Annotated in this window: 16 protein-coding genes; 11 read left to right on the top strand and 5 right to left on the bottom strand. The window is 35.7% G+C overall.

Annotation, left to right across the window (positions count from 1 at the left end; all coding sequences use genetic code 11):
- Window positions 1–30: 30 nt before the first annotated feature.
- From WBM60_RS09170 to WBM60_RS09160, 3 genes are all read right to left on the bottom strand, one after another.
- Window positions 31–624, bottom strand: coding sequence for a hypothetical protein (locus WBM60_RS09170; protein WP_424259254.1), 594 nt, complete (start codon window positions 622–624; stop codon window positions 31–33).
- Window positions 625–729: 105 nt separating this feature from the next.
- A complete protein-coding gene (locus WBM60_RS09165; protein WP_424259253.1) occupies window positions 730–1389 on the bottom strand; it encodes a hypothetical protein in 660 nt (219 codons plus the stop codon).
- 83 nt (window positions 1390–1472) lie between these two features.
- On the bottom strand, window positions 1473–4103 hold the full coding sequence (locus tag WBM60_RS09160) for a valine--tRNA ligase (RefSeq protein ID WP_424276761.1): 2631 nt from the start codon (window positions 4101–4103) through the stop codon (window positions 1473–1475).
- Between the two features lie 202 nt (window positions 4104–4305).
- Here WBM60_RS09160 and WBM60_RS09155 point away from each other — a divergent pair, with 202 nt between their 5' ends.
- The gene (locus WBM60_RS09155) at window positions 4306–4692 is read left to right on the top strand and encodes a DUF1573 domain-containing protein (RefSeq protein WP_424259251.1); all 387 of its coding nucleotides are present in this window, start codon (window positions 4306–4308) and stop codon (window positions 4690–4692) included.
- A gap of 54 nt (window positions 4693–4746) precedes the next feature.
- On the opposite strand, the gene WBM60_RS09150 is transcribed toward WBM60_RS09155, so the two are convergent.
- On the bottom strand, window positions 4747–6081 hold the full coding sequence (locus WBM60_RS09150) for an aspartyl protease family protein (RefSeq protein ID WP_424259250.1): 1335 nt from the start codon (window positions 6079–6081) through the stop codon (window positions 4747–4749).
- A gap of 152 nt (window positions 6082–6233) precedes the next feature.
- Here WBM60_RS09150 and WBM60_RS09145 point away from each other — a divergent pair, with 152 nt between their 5' ends.
- The 8 genes from WBM60_RS09145 to WBM60_RS09110 all read left to right on the top strand — a co-directional run bounded on the left by WBM60_RS09145 (window position 6234) and on the right by WBM60_RS09110 (window position 14436).
- Window positions 6234–7427, top strand: coding sequence for a pyridoxal phosphate-dependent aminotransferase (locus WBM60_RS09145; RefSeq protein WP_424259249.1), 1194 nt, complete (start codon window positions 6234–6236; stop codon window positions 7425–7427).
- The gene (gene murB, locus WBM60_RS09140) at window positions 7424–8440 is read left to right on the top strand and encodes a UDP-N-acetylmuramate dehydrogenase (protein ID WP_424276762.1); all 1017 of its coding nucleotides are present in this window, start codon (window positions 7424–7426) and stop codon (window positions 8438–8440) included. The genes WBM60_RS09145 and murB overlap by 4 nt, the downstream gene beginning before the upstream one ends.
- Before the next feature lie 233 nt (window positions 8441–8673).
- The gene (locus WBM60_RS09135) at window positions 8674–9240 is read left to right on the top strand and encodes an RNA polymerase sigma factor (RefSeq protein WP_299164741.1); all 567 of its coding nucleotides are present in this window, start codon (window positions 8674–8676) and stop codon (window positions 9238–9240) included.
- Window positions 9237–9995 carry an anti-sigma factor domain-containing protein gene (locus WBM60_RS09130; RefSeq protein ID WP_424276763.1) on the top strand — a complete coding sequence of 253 codons (759 nt, stop codon included), beginning with the start codon at window positions 9237–9239 and terminating at the stop codon, window positions 9993–9995. Before WBM60_RS09135 ends, WBM60_RS09130 begins: the two co-directional genes overlap by 4 nt.
- Before the next feature lie 73 nt (window positions 9996–10068).
- Complete coding sequence (locus WBM60_RS09125) at window positions 10069–10278, top strand: membrane or secreted protein (RefSeq protein ID WP_299164744.1); 210 nt, start codon at window positions 10069–10071, stop codon at window positions 10276–10278.
- A 37-nt stretch (window positions 10279–10315) separates the two neighbouring features.
- Window positions 10316–10882: an RNA polymerase sigma factor gene (locus tag WBM60_RS09120; RefSeq protein WP_424259246.1), complete on the top strand. Its 567-nt coding sequence runs from the start codon at window positions 10316–10318 to the stop codon at window positions 10880–10882.
- Between the two features lie 93 nt (window positions 10883–10975).
- The gene (gene lipA, locus WBM60_RS09115; protein WP_424259245.1) at window positions 10976–11851 is read left to right on the top strand and encodes a lipoyl synthase; all 876 of its coding nucleotides are present in this window, start codon (window positions 10976–10978) and stop codon (window positions 11849–11851) included.
- Between the two features lie 419 nt (window positions 11852–12270).
- Complete coding sequence (locus tag WBM60_RS09110) at window positions 12271–14436, top strand: response regulator (protein WP_424259244.1); 2166 nt, start codon at window positions 12271–12273, stop codon at window positions 14434–14436.
- Here the strand turns inward: WBM60_RS09110 and lpxK are convergent.
- Entirely contained in the window at window positions 14425–15423 is a 999-nt protein-coding gene (gene lpxK / locus WBM60_RS09105; protein WP_424282993.1) for a tetraacyldisaccharide 4'-kinase, read from the bottom strand. The two genes, WBM60_RS09110 and lpxK, sit on opposite strands and share 12 nt — an antisense overlap.
- A 217-nt stretch (window positions 15424–15640) precedes the next feature.
- On the opposite strand from lpxK, the gene WBM60_RS09100 reads away from it, so the two are divergent.
- Both WBM60_RS09100 and WBM60_RS09095 read left to right on the top strand, forming a co-directional pair.
- Window positions 15641–16735 (top strand): Nif3-like dinuclear metal center hexameric protein, encoded by a 1095-nt coding sequence (locus tag WBM60_RS09100; protein ID WP_424276764.1) that lies wholly within the window; start codon window positions 15641–15643, stop codon window positions 16733–16735.
- A gap of 2 nt (window positions 16736–16737) precedes the next feature.
- Complete coding sequence (locus WBM60_RS09095; RefSeq protein ID WP_424259241.1) at window positions 16738–17517, top strand: zinc ribbon domain-containing protein; 780 nt, start codon at window positions 16738–16740, stop codon at window positions 17515–17517.
- Window positions 17518–17606: the final 89 nt, after the last annotated feature.

Raw genomic sequence — 17606 nt, 5'->3', positions numbered from 1 at the left:
GTTCCTTATTAAAACTGATGAGTTCCAATACTAGTTGAATGGACCAACCATGATATGGGCTCTATGAGTTCCGGGATCCATAAGCCATGGCATTCCGGGTGCATGGGGTTTACTGGGAAGCCCTGTGGATTCTGTTGTAGCAAAAGGGGTGTAAATGACATATCGAAACTTTCCGTCTTTTAGATCGCCTGTAGATATATCATAATTTTCATCGGTTCCATAAAATATGTACATCATGCTAGGTTCTTCAGGCATTTTTAGTTTGCCCGAAGCTACTTCTTCACCTCTGATTGCTCGTTTTTCCTTAAAGTTTTTACCCTGAGCAGTCAGTTCTCGACCCCTGGCCATAAAGGGTTCTAGCTTTTTATAGTAGCAGCTTACACTTATCCCTTCTTTGGTTGGATCATCAGCCAGGCACACGAGGTTATTGGTTCCTTCACGTAACACTATCAATTTGCCTTGTTTGTCATATCCGTATACCATAGCATCTGCTTTATCTTCTTCAGGTGCCGGTAAGACCGCAGTTTTTATTTGAACCTCCACGGGGAGAATTTTTGCTGATTTATCCTGGGCCAAAACAATACCTGAAATAAATAGAAAACAGGTAAATAACGAAGTTTTCATATGTGTTTATTTTATCTTAAAGGTAACCATCTGATAGGAAATGTTCAAAAAAAATAATCCTTAAATCATTAATTAAGAGAGCCCTCTAATATAAATACCCGGATACTAATTACATTCTAAGGCGTATACATCTGTTTCGTCCTTTGTCCACTGAGCAGGTATACTTGCAATTTGTGTTGAATTTACCTTAATACAATCCAATGGATTATTTTCTATGGAAAAGGTGTTTAACTGAATAAGACTGGAAATATTGGAAATATCTATAGCCTGTAATGAATTATTAGCCAGACTCAATTGTTGTAATGCTGGATTCCCGGAAATATCAAGTTGTGTAAGTCCATTGTTTTCCATATTTATCTTTTCTAAATTACTCAAATCAGATACGTTAAGCCTTGTAAGATTATTATCATTGGCATATACAAATTTTAAATTGGTGTTTTCAGTAACATTCAAAGTAGTAAGCATATTTTCCTTTGCCCAAAGACCTTCCAAAGCAGTAAAGTCTGCTATTCCCGATAAACTGCTAATGTCTTTATTTTCGATAACCAGGTCTTTTACATTTTCAATTGACTTTGTAAGTACAGAACCATCTTCCACATCATCAAATTTTAATTCTATTAGTGCCCTTTCAAACATAATATCAGGAATATCTGTCCTGGGTTTCGTAACCTGAATATCGATAATCTCGTTATTATTGTTATCCGAAGAACAACTAAAAACGAACTGTAGAAATATTAAGGTAAATACATATAATTCTTTTCTCATTATTTATTTTCTTTTTCAATTCATATCATAATGTCTTACAAATCAGGCAGTAAGGTATCAACTACAAAAATACATTAATTTTATTATTCGAAATTGCTAAGACTTTTTTCAAGTGTTAAGATCTTTGCCTTTGCATCTGCCGCTTTCTTCTTTTCCATAGTAACGACCGACTCGGGGGCATTCTTCACAAACCGATCATTAGCCAGTTTTTTAGTAACGGATTGTAAAAAACCTTTGGTATATGACAGTTCTTCACGGATTTTCTTTATTTCAGCCTCTATATCGAGCATCCCCGAAACTGGTATGAAATATTCATTACTTCTAACTCTAAAAGACAGCGCACCATCTACAGCACCATCTACAGAACTAATTGGCTCCACATTAGCCAGTTTTTTGATGACCACATCCCAATCTTCGGATATTCCCTCTTTATTTAGAACCGAAAGTTCCAGAGTTTCTTTTAAAGGAATATTCTTCTCTTTGCGAATATTGCGAATACCAGATATTACCTCCGCGGCTAAATCAAATGCCTTAATTTGTTCAGGGTCATAACTTTCCATTTCCGGCCAGGCAGCAATAACCAGGGCCTCAGATGGTTTACGTTCTGAGATACGCTGCCATATTTCTTCAGATAAAAATGGCATAAATGGGTGTAGAAGTTTTAAATTATTCTCGAAAATAGATATGATCGCAGTGTAACTTTTCCTATCAATTGGTTGCTGATAGGCCGGTTTTACTATTTCCAGCAGCCATGAGCAAAAATCATCCCAAACCAATTTGTAAATTGTCATTAATGCTTCTGATATACGGTATTTAGCAAAATGGTCCTCTATCTCCACAAGCACCTGATTAAATCTGGCGGTATACCATTCTATTCCTTTTAAAGAGTACTCAGGTTGTGGTAGTTCGGCAATTTCCCATCCTTGAACAAGACGAAAGGCATTCCATATTTTATTGGCGAAGTTTTTTCCCTGCTGACACAAAGCTTCATCAAATAAAAGATCGTTCCCGGCTGCAGAACTTAGTAATAAGCCAACTCGTACAGCATCTGCCCCGAATTCTGAAATTAATTTAAGTGCATCAGGGGAATTTCCAAGAGATTTAGACATTTTACGCCTTTCTTTGTCGCGAACCAAACCGGTTAGATAAACATTATCAAATGGTTTTTCTCCTCTAAATTCATAACCAGCAATAATCATTCTGGCCACCCAAAAAAACAAAATATCGGGCGCGGTAACCAAATCACTTGTAGGATAATAATAATTAACTTCTTTGTTATCTGGTTCCATAATTCCACCAAAAACACTGATTGGCCAGAGCCAGGAAGAAAACCAGGTATCCAACACATCTTCATCTTGTTTCAAATCTTTTGCAGCCAACCCAATATTCCCAGATTTATCTTTTGCTTTGACCAGAGCATCCTCTATTGATTCTGCAACAACAAAATCATTTTCACCATCGCCATAGTAATACGCAGGTATTCGTTGACCCCACCAAAGTTGCCTGGAAATATTCCAATCCCGAATATTCTCCATCCAATGACGATATGTGTTTTCAAACTTTCTTGGAAAAAATTTAACTTCCCTGGTTTCCAGTACAGCAGTTAAAGCCGGCTTTGCTAAATTTTCCATTCTAAGAAACCACTGATCTGAAAGTCTTGGTTCTATAACGACTTTTGTTCGTTCTGAAGTCCCAACTTTATTTACATAAGGTTCCACCTTTGTCAATACGCCTTTTTCCTTTAATTCTTTAACAATCGCTTTACGTGCTTCAAACCTGTCCATTCCTTCATAATGCATCCCGAAAGAATTTAATGATGCATCTTCGTTAAAAATATCTATAGTTTCAAGTTGATGCTTTTCACCAAGAAGCTTGTCATTTTCGTCATGTGCAGGTGTAACTTTTAGACAACCAGTTCCAAACTCCATGGTAACATATTCATCTTCAATTATTGGAATAACCCTATTGCATATGGGAACGATTGCCTTTTTACCTCTCAAATTGCTGTAACGTTCATCGTTTGGATTGATACAAATGGCCGTATCGCCGAGAATGGTTTCAGGACGCGTGGTTGCTATGGTAACTTTATCATCAGAACCTTCAATGGAATATGCGAGGTAATATAATTCGCCATTTCGCTCTTCATAAATTACTTCCTCATCTGATAGTGTGGTTTTTGCTTCAGGATCCCAATTCACCATGCGATATCCGCGATAGATCAAACCTTTATTGAATAATTCAATAAAAACTTTAATTACAGATGCAGACATGTCTTCATCCATCGTAAATTTTGTGCGATCCCAATCACATGAACAACCCAATTTTTTAAGCTGTTCTAAAATTACACCTCCATATTCGTGAGTCCATTCCCAGGCATGAACCAAGAATTCTTCCCTTGAAATATCTTTTTTATCTATTCCCTGTTCCTTTAATTTAGCAACCACTTTTGCCTCTGTTGCTATAGACGCGTGGTCTGTTCCGGGAACCCAGCATGCATTCAGACCAAGCAGGCGCGCTCTTCTTATAAGCACATCCTGAATGGTATTATTCAACATATGCCCCATATGCAGAATACCTGTGACATTAGGTGGCGGTATAACTATGGTATAAGGCTTACGACTATCGGGTGTTGAATGAAAATAATTATTGGCCATCCAATAGTTATACCAATGGTCTTCTATTATCTGAGGCTCATATTTTGAAGGAATATCCATAATTTCGGTACAGTTTTTGTTAGATCAATACCGGTATCAAAAAATGATTATCACTAAAAATGTTAAACTTGCGATAATCATTTTAATTTTTACCAGATTGGAAATACGAAACAAAAATAAGTAACGTTAGAAGATAACAAAAGAATTTTGGATGTTCATGCTAAAACATTTACATTTGAGATTCACCCAAAACCAAAAAGTAATGAAAAGAATAGTATTAATATTATTTGTAGGCCTACTTACATTAAGTGTAAACGCCCAGGATAAAACGGCTAAGATTGAATTTAAAGCGGAAACCGTGGATTATGGCGTAATCGAAAAAGGTAGTGATGGAGTTAGGGTATTTGAATTTACAAACACAGGAACAGCTCCTTTAATTATAAGTAAAGTAAGTTCCAGTTGTGGTTGTACCATCCCCAAAAAACCTGAAGAAGCAATTTTACCTGGTAAAACAGGAGAAATACAAGTTAAATATGACACTAAGCGGGTTGGACCAATTAGAAAAGCTATAACCGTAATATCTAACGCTGATACGCCTACCAAGGTGTTAAAAATTAAAGGCGAAGTGACTAGTGTAGACGGGAAATAGCACAATCTGCATTAAGATAGATAAATAAAAACCGGAATTTTCATTCCGGTTTTTTTATTTAAATGCTTTTTTGAGGACAAATGAAAACAATAAATCCTTGTTGTATCTTTCAATAAGAACCTTTATGCGCTTTCCTTCTTTTTCATTGAGCATTTTCATGACTTCCTGAAGTTTATAACTATGAATACGCTTACCATTCACTGCTAAAATTATGTCTCCCTCTTTTAGACCTGCTTCTTCTGCAGGGCTTCCTGCCCTGATACCTGAAACAATAATCTCGGGCACCAAACTAAGTCGGGTCTGGTTTCCCATAAGAATCTGCACATTTCCAAATGTTTTTTCACTATTCATAACAACGCCGCTACTATTTGCAATCCGATCTGCGATATATCGAACACCGTTATGTTGCAATTGCAAGCCACACATATTATACTGGAAAGGAGCACTAAAATGTCTATTCTTTTTTAGGGTAATTTCTTTTGCAGGATAGTTAAAAACAATATTAAAGCGTTTTAGAATGGCCCCGCCAATACTGCCGTTTCTATTCCCTATAATCGCAGAGGTACTAAAGGTCTCCATATCTGGAAATGCCGCTTTCGCGTCCTTTAATGCAAAATCCCCTAAGTTAATTCTATTTACCATGGTACGTTTACCAAAAATACTTCCATTCAATCCCTGACCCAAAAAATCCTGATAGTTTTGTTCAGGAATACCAAGTCCTTTCACTTCATCCTTAAAGAGCCAAACAGCATCACTACTACCTGTATCAATTAAAAGATTTACAGGTACATCGTTTGCCGTATTTAAACCAACACTCCCTTCAACATAAGCCTTGTTTCGTCTGATAGTTAAAGGTAAAGTCTGTGATTTAGTGTTTTCTTTCTCTGAATAAAATTTGGGATCGTGAAATTTAATATATTCCGAACTATAATTAATTTCAACAACAAAATCTCGAAAAAGGTCATAACCAATGATTCCATGAATAGGTATTCCAAGACTTGGGGAGAAATTCATTTCCTTGTCCAGAACAACGTATAATAACTGTTTGAAATTCCTAATTTCCTCTAATTTGAAAAAATTATCTTTTGAACTTAACCCTTTAATCGGCTCTCCTCCACCAAGACCGCTTATAGTAATTTCAGACACATTCCTTAATTGAATGGAGTCCTGGCCGGAAACATTAAAAAGAATAGGTTTACTTACACCTGAATCCAAGATAAAGGACAACATCGCCCCGTTGACTTCAATAGGTACAATTATGAGATTATTGATTAATTTAAAATTTACCTTTTCAAATTTTTTCCCATTTGGCAATTCAAAACCTTGTGTTAAACCATAAAATGGAATACACAATGTTAGTAATAAAAGAAATTTAAAAATTGTACGCAACTTGCTAATAATTAGTTCAATGTCTATTAAAGATATCAAATAATAATCAAAGTTTATAATACTTTAACATTCCATTAGATGAACTGATTATATTTAACTTTAAGTTGTTTTGTCCATAATGATTTCCCATTTTTGCTAAAATTTAGAATGTTATGCCAGCCATCTCAAGGAAGGGTCAATTAATGCCAGAATCTCCGATCCGGAAATTAGTTCCCTATGCGGAAGATGCCAAATTACGGGGTATTGACGTAATTCATCTAAATATTGGCCAGCCGGATATAAAAACCCCTAAGCAGGCTTTAGATGCTGTCAAAAACAACACCATTGAAGTTTTAGCCTACAGCAGGACTGAAGGTTCAGAAACCTATCGTAAAAAATTAAGTGACTATTACGAAAAGCAACAAATACAAGTCACACACAATGACATTTTGGTAACAACCGGGGGATCTGAAGCTCTTTCCTTTGCAATGGGAAGTATTGCTGATGCTCAGGATGAAATCATAATCCCTGAACCTTTTTATGCCAATTACAACGGTTTTGCGACTGCTATGGGAATTAGAGTGACTCCCGTGCTTTCGAGAATTGAAAACAATTTTGCCCTACCTCCCATCGAGGAATTCGAAAAGCTCATTACCAATAAGACAAGAGCAATCCTCATTTGCAATCCTGGAAATCCCACAGGGTATTTATACACTAAAACTGAAATTCAGAAACTGGCGTTGCTGGTAAAAAAATATAACCTTTTTCTGGTTGCAGATGAAGTCTACAGAGAGTTCACCTACGACGGAAAAGAGCATTATTCCATATTACAGGAAAAAGGTTTGGAAGAACACGCCATCGTTATAGATTCTGTTTCCAAGAGATATAGCATGTGTGGCGCAAGAATTGGTTGTCTTGTCACAAAAAACAAAGAGGTTATTAAAACCGCCTTAAAATTTGCCCAAGCCAGGCTTTCTCCTCCTACCTATGCCCAAATTGCCAGTGAAGCTGCACTAGAAACACCTCCGGAGTATTTTAAGGAAGTTATAGAAGAATATGTAGAAAGGCGTGATCTGCTTATCACTGAATTGAATAAAATAGAGGGGGTAATTGTAGGTAGACCTCACGGTGCATTTTACTGTATAGCGCAATTACCTATTGCAGATGCAGATCATTTTGCACAATGGTTATTGGAGAAATATGATTTAAACGGTGAGACCGTCATGGTTGCACCAGCTGCAGGATTCTACGCAACCGAAGGAATGGGTAAGAATCAGATACGAATTGCTTATGTTCTCAAAAAAGAACGTTTAAAAAAAGCAGTGCAAATATTAAAAGAAGCACTTAAAACCTACCGGGCTTTGTGAAGATACAGCATAATAAATCTTTAAAGAAGTATAATACTTTTGGTATAGAAGCCCTTGCAAGTCATTTTGTAGAAATAACCACGATCCAGAATCTTCAAGAAGTACTACAACAAGAGAATTACCCGAAAAAAATTGTTTTAAGCGGTGGAAGCAATATGCTAATTACCAATGATTTAAATGCCTTGGTCATGCATATCAATATCAAAGGTATTACCATAATTTCAGAAGATGAAAATCACGTAGTCCTAAAGATTATGGCAGGAGAAAACTGGCACGAATTAGTAATTTGGACAATTAATCAAGACTATGGAGGATTGGAAAATCTATCACTAATTCCCGGTAATGTTGGCACCTCACCAATACAAAACATAGGCGCATACGGGGTTGAACTTAAGGATAGTTTTGAAAGCTGTGAAGCAATAGATGTTGCTACTCAGCAACTTATCACTTTTTCAAAATCTGACTGCCAGTTTGGCTATAGAGATTCAATTTTTAAGAATGCAGGGAAAGGTAAATACATTATCACCTCGGTAAATTTAAAACTAAATAAGCCGCCACACAGCCCAAATACCTCTTATGGTGCAATTGAAACTGAATTAAAAGAAAATAAGATTGACCATCCAACAATCAAGGACGTTTCCGACGCTGTAATTGCAATTCGCCAAAAGAAACTCCCAGACCCAATTAAATTGGGCAACAGTGGAAGTTTCTTTAAAAATCCAGTAATCACAAAAGAAAAATTTATTACTTTTCTGGATAATAATCCTGATGCGCCCTTTTACCAAATTTCAGAAACTTCGTATAAAATTCCTGCCGGATGGCTAATTGAAAAATGCGGATTTAAAGGAAAAAGATTTGGCGATGCCGGGGTTCATAAGAACCAAGCCCTAGTACTGGTCAACTACGGAGGAGCAAGCGGACAGGAGTTACTACTATTAGCACATAAAATTCAGGACGCCGTATTAACGCGATTTGGGATCAATATTATCCCTGAAGTTAATATAATTAGCTAAAAGGAATAGTAAAAAGCCATAAAATAACCCCCGTGAAAGGATTCACGGGGGTTATACCAAACCAAACTAACCAAAAATTAAATGTACAATAACCAGTTGTACATTTATCTAATTAAAATTGAGAAAACGCTTTCTTAACAATCAATTTTATAATTTAGCGTTTACACTATATACGGGTCAGAATAATATTTTGGATGCTTTCTTTCCGAATTATTTGATGTCGTTAATCTAATATGAGTTCACTACTTGAAAAACATATTGTAGAATTATTGCATGAGCGCAATGACAAGGCTATTTCATTGCTGTATGAACATTATGGTGATACCCTTTACGGGGTTGCTTTTAAAGTAGTCCGAGATTCCGAATTAGCACAGGATGTATTGCAGGAGAGTTTTGTGAAGATCTGGAAAAAATCTGACTCTTATGATTCCTCGAAAGCAAAATTATTTACCTGGCTTTTCAGGATTACAAGAAACACCGCCATTGACAAGTTACGTAGTGTAAACACGAAATCTGATAAGGAAATCCAAATTGATGTTTCCGACGTATATAATCTAGGAATAGACAGTATCAGACCCGAGTTCATGGACGTCAAAGAGAACATGGAGAAGATAGAACATAAATATCATGTGGTGTTGGATGCCTTGTTTTTTCAGGGAATGACACAGCAGGAGGCCAGCGATGAATTAAATATTCCGTTGGGAACTATCAAATCCAGGTTAAAAATTGGACTAAGAGAACTTAAAAAGATTTATGGAAACTCTATGATACTTTTGCCCCTAATAATATTAATATCATGAAAGAAAAAATACGAATATTTTTAGATACTGATTTACTTGAAAAGTATCTGTTGGGAACTACCACTCAGGAGGAATCGATGCAAGTAGAGCGCTATATTGCCATGTATCCTGAAGTTAGAAAGACCTATGATGAGTTACAAGAAAATCTTGAAACATTTGCTAAATTATATGCCCTTAAAACCCCGGAAGGCCTTAAAGAAAGGATTTTAAGTAGAATTAAGGCACAGAATACAGGTAGAAGAAAGTTTCAAAGATATGCTATTGCTGCAAGTATAGCGGCATTACTTTTTGCTGGATCATCTTATTTCTTTTGGAATCAAAATCAAAATTTACAAGATGAAAATGTCATCGTAAATAATAAGATTAAAACACTGGAAGAAGATATGAAAGAACAACTGGAAGATGTAAGAAACCAGTTTATAGTTCTTAATAATCCACAGACCAAAAAGTATACTGTAAATGGGAATAAAAAGGCAAAGGAATTAAAAGCTGTGGCCTATATTAATCCTGTTAAAAAACTATCCTATATTAATGTTAGGAGTTTACCTAATTTACCTGACAACCAGTGTTATCAGATGTGGGCTGAAGTTAATGGTAAAATGGTGAATTTAGGGGTGATTAAGAATGTTGATGATAAAGATCGCCTCAGACCCCTACCTTATGCAGAAAATGCGGTTGGTTATATCACTATAGAGCCTCAAGGCGGAAATGACACTCCTACTGTTCAGAACATTGTAGCCAATATTTCGTATTAAGAAACAAATATTTTACAAATTATACAGCCCCTTTTAGGGGCTTTATTTTTGTATCTTTGTGAAAATTTTCTTTATGACGTTAATTTTTCTTACTATAGGTCTTCTTGCCCTGGCATTCGCAGGTATTGCAATTAAAATATGGTCTAAAAAAGATGGTAAGTTTGCCGGCACTTGCGCTAGTCAAAATCCTTATTTGAATAGCAGTGGAGAGGCCTGCGGCTTTTGCGGTAAACTTCCCGATGAGCAGGATTGCGGAAAAGAGGCTTCTGCAAAATCACTATAACATTTAAGTTACCTTTAGATTTATTAAAGAGCAGAGTTTGGATAAAACTGACGAAACACTCAAGAGCACTATTGAACGGGCTAAAGCAGGTAATCAGATTGCTTTTAGTAGTTTGCTTGATACATTCTGGAATGATGTGTATGGCTTTCAATTAATTCGGACTAAAAATGAAAATGATGCCGAGGATATAACCATACAAACCTTTTCCAGGGCTTTCGACAAATTAGATTCTTATGACCCCGCTTATGAGTTTAAAACATGGCTAATCACAATTTCAAAAAATTTGCATGTAGATCTCATAAGAAAAAGAAAAAGGAATGTCCTTGATGGCACTGATAGCCGTAATAATGAGGCTATAAAAAAAGTACTTGATGATGCACCAACGGCAGAAGATCAATTAATCACCGATCAGAATCTGGCTAAGCTCCTTCAAAATATTAAACAATTAAAGCCGCACTATCAAAAAGTTATTAATCTTCGGTATTTTAATGAACTATCCTATACAGATATTGCCAAAGAATTAGGTGAACCGGTGAACAATGTTAAAGTGAAATTGCTCCGGGCGAAAAAATTATTAGCAGAAATCATCAAAAGCAAAAGATAGTTTCTTGTTCATGAAGTTTTTGTTTTAAAGTTGAATCCTTATCCAGTAACTTTTGTTTTTCGATTTGGTCGTATATTTGTTTAAAAATTTTCTATGAGCGTTGAAACTATTACCCATGTACACCCGCCTAAAGGCAAACCAAAATGGTTAAGAGTTAAATTGCCAACCGGGAAAAAATATACCCAACTAAGAAGTCTGGTTGATAAATACGATTTACATACCATATGTACTTCAGGTAGTTGTCCGAATATGGGAGAATGTTGGGGAGAGGGTACAGCTACTTTTATGATTTTAGGTAATATCTGCACGAGGTCCTGTGGGTTTTGTGGAGTGAAAACTGGCCGGCCTGAGATTGTAGATTGGGAAGAACCGGAAAAAGTAGCACGTTCCATAAAGATTATGGGAATTAAGCATGCAGTAATTACTTCTGTAGACAGGGATGACCTTAAAGATATGGGGTCTATTATATGGTCGGAAACCGTAAAGGCTATTAGAAGAATGAATCCGAGTACTACATTGGAAACTCTTATCCCTGATTTTCAAGGCCTTGGAATTCATTTGGATCGTATTGTAGATGTTGCTCCTGAAGTTGTTTCTCACAATATGGAAACTGTAAAACGACTTACACGAGAGGTTAGGATACAGGCAAAATATGAGCGCAGCCTTAATGTACTCCGCTACCTGAAAGAACATGGTGTTAAAAGAACCAAGTCTGGAATTATGCTGGGTCTGGGAGAACTTGAATCTGAAGTTATAGAAACCATGGAAGACCTTAGAGATGCAAAGGTTGATGTGGTTACTATTGGACAGTACCTTCAACCTTCTAAAAGACACTTGCCGGTAAAAGAATTTATTCTACCCGAACAATTTGCCAAGTATGAGGAATTAGGGCTTAATATGGGATTCAGGCATGTTGAGAGTGGAGCTTTGGTTAGGTCTTCCTATAAAGCACATAAACATATTCATTAAAAAAAATTAGATACATTCTGTATTCCAAATATTTCTTGAAGAGAAATACGGGTTTTAGCACGAGCATCAACCCATAAACTATAGGCTTTACCGTGCTGTTTTATGTTAAAAAAGGCGTAATTGTTCATTAAATAAATAATACTTTTAAAAGAATTTTCCAAAAAGAACTAAAAAACAGTCCTTTTTACAGGAAGGAACCCATAGTTTCTGTTCAAATAAACAATAGTTGCTTATCCTAGACGTTTGATTCTAAGGCGAGGTTTGTGAAACATTTATTATAAATTATAAAATATCAAAAAGTAATCAGAGTACGGCAAAAGAATTATGTGTTTTATTAATTTCTTTGCTAAATAAAAAATCATTTGAGATTCTTATTACAACATACAATAATTCCCAAGGCATTGTTCTTATTGATATTCATGTCCTACTTTCCTATTGTCCTGGCCCAGGAGCGAACAAATCAGGTAAATGGCTTAGAAACTTTTTTTAATGAAACCACAACTTATAAAAACCAGAACAAAATAAATCTTGCCCTGGAATCCCTGGACAAAGCTGCTGCCTTGGCTGAAGAAACAGAAGATGTAAAGGCCCTAGTGGATTGTTATCACAAATTTGCGTTGCTTTACATGGAACTGGATAAAAGAGAAACTACACTTTTTTATTGGGATCGTGCGACAGTTCTACTGAATGAACTGGCGTATCCATATGGGCAAGCAGTACACAAATACATTGAATCTATTTTACTCTATGACAGCGGTAATAACTTTCAGGCAATTTTTATGCTAAATGAATCTAAGCAGCTTAGTAATGACCGTAATCTTCTCAACAACATACTACTATTAGAGGCCAATATATATCTCACCATAGAAAAATATGATAGTGCAGCATTAAATTTTAATTCTCTCGTAGTAAATAATGATGTATTTGAAAAAGAATCCTTAACGGCAAGAGCATACATGGGATTAGCAAGATTATATCTTAAAACTGAAGACTATGATGAGAGTATTAAAAATGGGGTTAGTGCATTAGAAATCGCTGAAGCAAATAACTTCTCCAAAGAGGAATTTGAGGCTAATGAAATATTGGGGCAGGCTTATGAGAAAAGAGAAAAATACAATCTCTCGCTTGTTCATAACAGGAATCTTTTAAAACTTAAAGATTCTATTTTCACCATAGAAAAAATTAAGGCCGAAGCCAAAACTGCAGACAGGATTCAATTTGAATTTATGTCGGAAGAAATTAAACGTCAGGATACTAAAATAGAGGAATTAAATGAATCCCGGAACAGATCGGAAATTACTGCTATCCTAACCTCAGCGTTTTTAACTATTATTTCTTTATTAGCAGTATCACTATTCCGAAACAATCAGATTAAGTTAAAGACTAATGATCTTCTGCAAACTAAAAACAGGGAGCTACAAACTGCAAGAGATGCTGCAGTACAGGCCATGGAAGCCAAAACGAACTTTCTGTCTACTGTGAGTCATGAACTGAGAACACCGCTATACGCCGTTACTGGTTTAGCCCATCTACTTTTGGAAGAGAACCCAAGTGATGATCAGAAAGAGCACCTAAAGTCCCTGAAGTTTTCAGGGGATTATTTACTGAATTTTATAAATGACATACTGCAAATAAATAAAATAGATGCCGACAAACTGGAGGCCCTAAATATGGAATTTAATCTAAAGAAAGTTCTTGCAGATGTAATAAGTTCTCTACACCAAAGTGCTAAAGAAAATAAAACTAAACTAATCTTAGAATACGACGAGGAAATTCCTAAACATTTAATGAGTGACCCTCTTAAATTATCCCAGATATTTATGAACCTGGTTGGTAATGCAATAAAATTTACCAAAAATGGAGAAGTGATTGTAATAGCCAAACTCCTGAAAAAGGTAGAAGAAGAAGTCACAATATATTTTGAAGTCAAGGATAATGGAATAGGCATTTCAACTGAACAACAACAAAATATCTTCGATAGTTTTGAGCAAGGCTCAATTCAAATTAACAGGGAATATGGTGGTACTGGCCTTGGTCTTACTATTGTGAAGAGTCTGTTAGGTCTGTTTGACAGTAAAATACAGCTTAAAAGTACCTTGGGCCAGGGTAGTTCATTTTTCTTTGAATTAGACCTTAAAAGTAAAGATAGTTTAGTAGATGACATTGCTTTTGAGATTACCCAAATAGACTATGATTTAAATGGTCTTCATGTGCTCGTTGTTGAAGACAATAAGATAAATCAGGTAATAACCAAAAAAATGTTGGATAAAAGGGGTGTTAGCTGTGAAATAGCCGGAAACGGAAACACGGCAGTGGAAATGGCTAATGCCAGTCAATATGATGGCATACTAATGGACATACATATGCCGGGCATAAGTGGGGTTGAAGCTACTATTGAAATTAGAAAATTTGATTCTGACACACCAATTATTGCGCTTACAGCAATATCCTTAGATGACAGTTTAGAAAGTTTCTATGCAGCAGGCTGTAATGACGTAGTTACCAAACCTTTTAAACCAGAGGTGTTTTATCAAAAAATCGGTGAAAACATCCTTGAACATAAATTAAAGAAATCAGTCTCCTAATTTTTCAAGGCTTTTTAAAAGAACTACCTCTCCTTCACCCAAAAATCGATGCCGGACAGATATAAAGTAAAGATTATCAACACTATCCTTCAAACGCATATAGTCCTTCTCTGTTGTCAGAATTAAAGGTTTGGAGTTAAAAAAATCTATCTCTTTCTCGGTAAAATAATGATGATCCCTATACCGAAGATGATCAAAAGTAACTTCCGCACTTCGTAAAAAATCAATCAAGGGTTTGGGGTTGGCAATCCCTGTTACCAGGGTGACTTCTTTATTTTGTAAACCGCTGAGGGATAATCCCTCTTTTTTTCCTTTTAAATTAATGTCATATTCTAAAGTGCAGAATAATACCTTTTGATCTTTTCCGGGATTCAGCTCCCATATGATTCGCCTTTGACTATCATCATCAAGATCTGGGGGACATTTAGTCACAATAATTAGATCTGCTCGCTTTGATGATCTTTTATTGTCTCTTAAATTTCCAGTGGGCAAATACCAATCTTTAGTGTATAATTTTCCGTAGGATGTCAATAAAATTGAAAATTGTGGCTTTACTTTTCTATGCTGGTATGCGTCATCTAAAAGTATAAGGTTTGGCTGCTTTGAGGCTACGAGCTGTTTAATGCCTCTGATTCTATCTTCATCTACCGCTAATGAAACCTCAGGAAACTTAGTATATATCTGTAAGGGTTCATCTCCAATTTCTTCAGCCGTACTAATTGGTTGGGCCAAAACAAACCCCTTGGTTTTTCTTTTGTATCCCCTGCTTAAAACTGCAAGTCCTGAACCAGCCGATAAATGACACAAAAGCCATTCTATCATTGGTGTCTTGCCTGTACCCCCTGTACTTAAGTTTCCGACACTTACAATTGGGGTTTTAAATTCTGTGGATTGTAAAATACCTGAATCATATAAAACATTCCTAAAATATACCACAAGGGCATAGATCAACGAAAATGGGAAGGCTAGAATTCTTAGCAGTTGCATAGGAACGAAAATATAATATTTTATCTTTGATGCACGCACTTAGCTTTAAAACATACTATTAAATTATGCCCAATTGTATTAATTTTAATTTGTTTAAGATTAAAGCTAAACAGGATTAATTGCAAAATACCAGAAGATTGCCTTAAACGTTATTTGGGCTTTATCATACTTACGTCTAATAGACATGGCTTGTTTTAATAGCCCTAAATTTTTAAATATGAAGGTTAAAGATGTTGCTGAAATACTTGAAGAATTGGCCCCTCTGGCATACGCTGAGGATTTTGACAATGTTGGGCTTCTTGTAGGTGATCTGGACATGAGTGTAACCAATATCCTAGTTGCGCTTGATTCACTCGAAAATGTAATTGATGAAGCAATTGGCAAATCCTGTAATCTGATCATTAGTTTTCATCCTATATTATTTAAAGGTATTAAGAGCCTAACCGGTTCTAATTATGTAGAGCGCGCTGTTATAAAGGCCGTTCAAAATAATATTTCCATTTATTGCCTGCACACAGCCCTCGACAATGCTATTGAAGGGGTTAATGCCAAAATCTGCGAAGTATTGGAGGTAAAAGACCCCAGGATTTTACTCCCACAACAAGGAACCATAAAAAAATTAACCACTTATGTACCGAGAACGCATTCTAAAGTTCTGTTGGAAGGTCTTTTTAAAGCTGGGGCGGGAAGTATAGGAAATTATAGTGAATGTAGCTTTACAGTAGATGGTACAGGTAGTTATAAAGCCGGGAGAAATGCAAATCCGGTAAAGGGGAAAAAAGGAGAACTGCATTTAGAAGAAGAAACTCAGATCCATGTTACTTTTCCTAAAAGCAAAGAGAAAAGTGTTTTGACCGCTTTATTTGAAAATCATCTATATGAGGAGGTAGCTTACGAAATAAGCACCTTAGACAATGTTAATTCGCAAATTGGTATGGGAATGATAGGTGAATTGGAATTACCTCAAGCTGAACAAGACTTTCTCGATATCATAAAAAACAAAATGAATGTATCCTGTATAAGGCACTCAGATTTTTTAGGTAAAAAAATTCGTAAAGTCGCGGTTTTAGGAGGTAGTGGTGCCTTCGCTATTAGCGCGGCAATAAAATCTGGTGCAGATATTTTTATTACCTCGGACATAAAATATCATCAGTTTTTCGAAGCTGAAAACAAAATACTTCTTGCAGATATAGGGCACTATGAAACTGAGCAGTTTACAAAAAATTTATTGGTTGACTATCTTACAAAAAAAATGCCTAATTTTGCAATCTCTTTATCTGAGAGTATTACAAATCCTATCAAGTATTATTAAATATGGCAACAAAAGTAGAAACATCCGTGGAGGACAAATTAAGAGCATTATACGATTTGCAATTGATTGATTCCAGAGTTGATGAAATTAGAAATGTACGTGGGGAATTACCCCTTGAAGTTGAAGATCTTGAAGACGACGTGCTTGGTTTAAAAACAAGGATGGATAAGTTAAAAACCGATTTGGAAACCATAAATTATGAAATTGGTGCTAAAAAGAATTTAATTGAGGAAGCCAAAGTACTGATAAAAAAATATGCGGATCAGCAAAAAAATGTACGAAACAGCAGAGAGTTCAATTCACTTGCGAAAGAAGTGGAATTTCAGGAATTGGAAATACAATTAGCTGAAAAGAACATTAAAGAATTTAAAGTTCAAATCGAGCAAAAAAAGGAAGTAATTAGCGAGACTAAAGAAAAACTTGTAGAGCGCGAGTCGCACTTAAAACATAAGAAAAGTGAATTAGACGCCATTCTTGCAGAAACTGACAAGGAGGAAAAAGCACTTTTAGCTAAATCTGAAAAATTTGAAAAGCAAATTGAAGACAGATTAGTCCAAGCTTATAAACGAATCCGAAATAACGTTAAAAACGGCCTGGCCGTAGTCCCAATTGAAAGAGGCGCCTCAGGGGGTTCTTTCTTTACCATACCTCCTCAGGTACAGGTAGAAATTGCTTCCAGAAAAAAGATTATTACTGATGAACATAGCGGTAGAATTCTGGTAGATCCAGTTTTAGCTGAAGAAGAACAACAGAAGATGCACAAAATGTTTGCAAAGATTTAATGGATTTAAATATTTACTTAAAACCACCTGTATCTGGGTGGTTTTTTTATTTTAGTGCCAGATATGAATGAATATGTTTAATCTCAGAT

Source organism: Eudoraea sp. (genome assembly GCF_049669105.1).
Lineage (GTDB): Bacteria > Bacteroidota > Bacteroidia > Flavobacteriales > Flavobacteriaceae > Eudoraea.
Note: the sequence above shows the minus strand (reverse complement) of the source record. Positions and strands in the feature narration are given on the sequence as shown.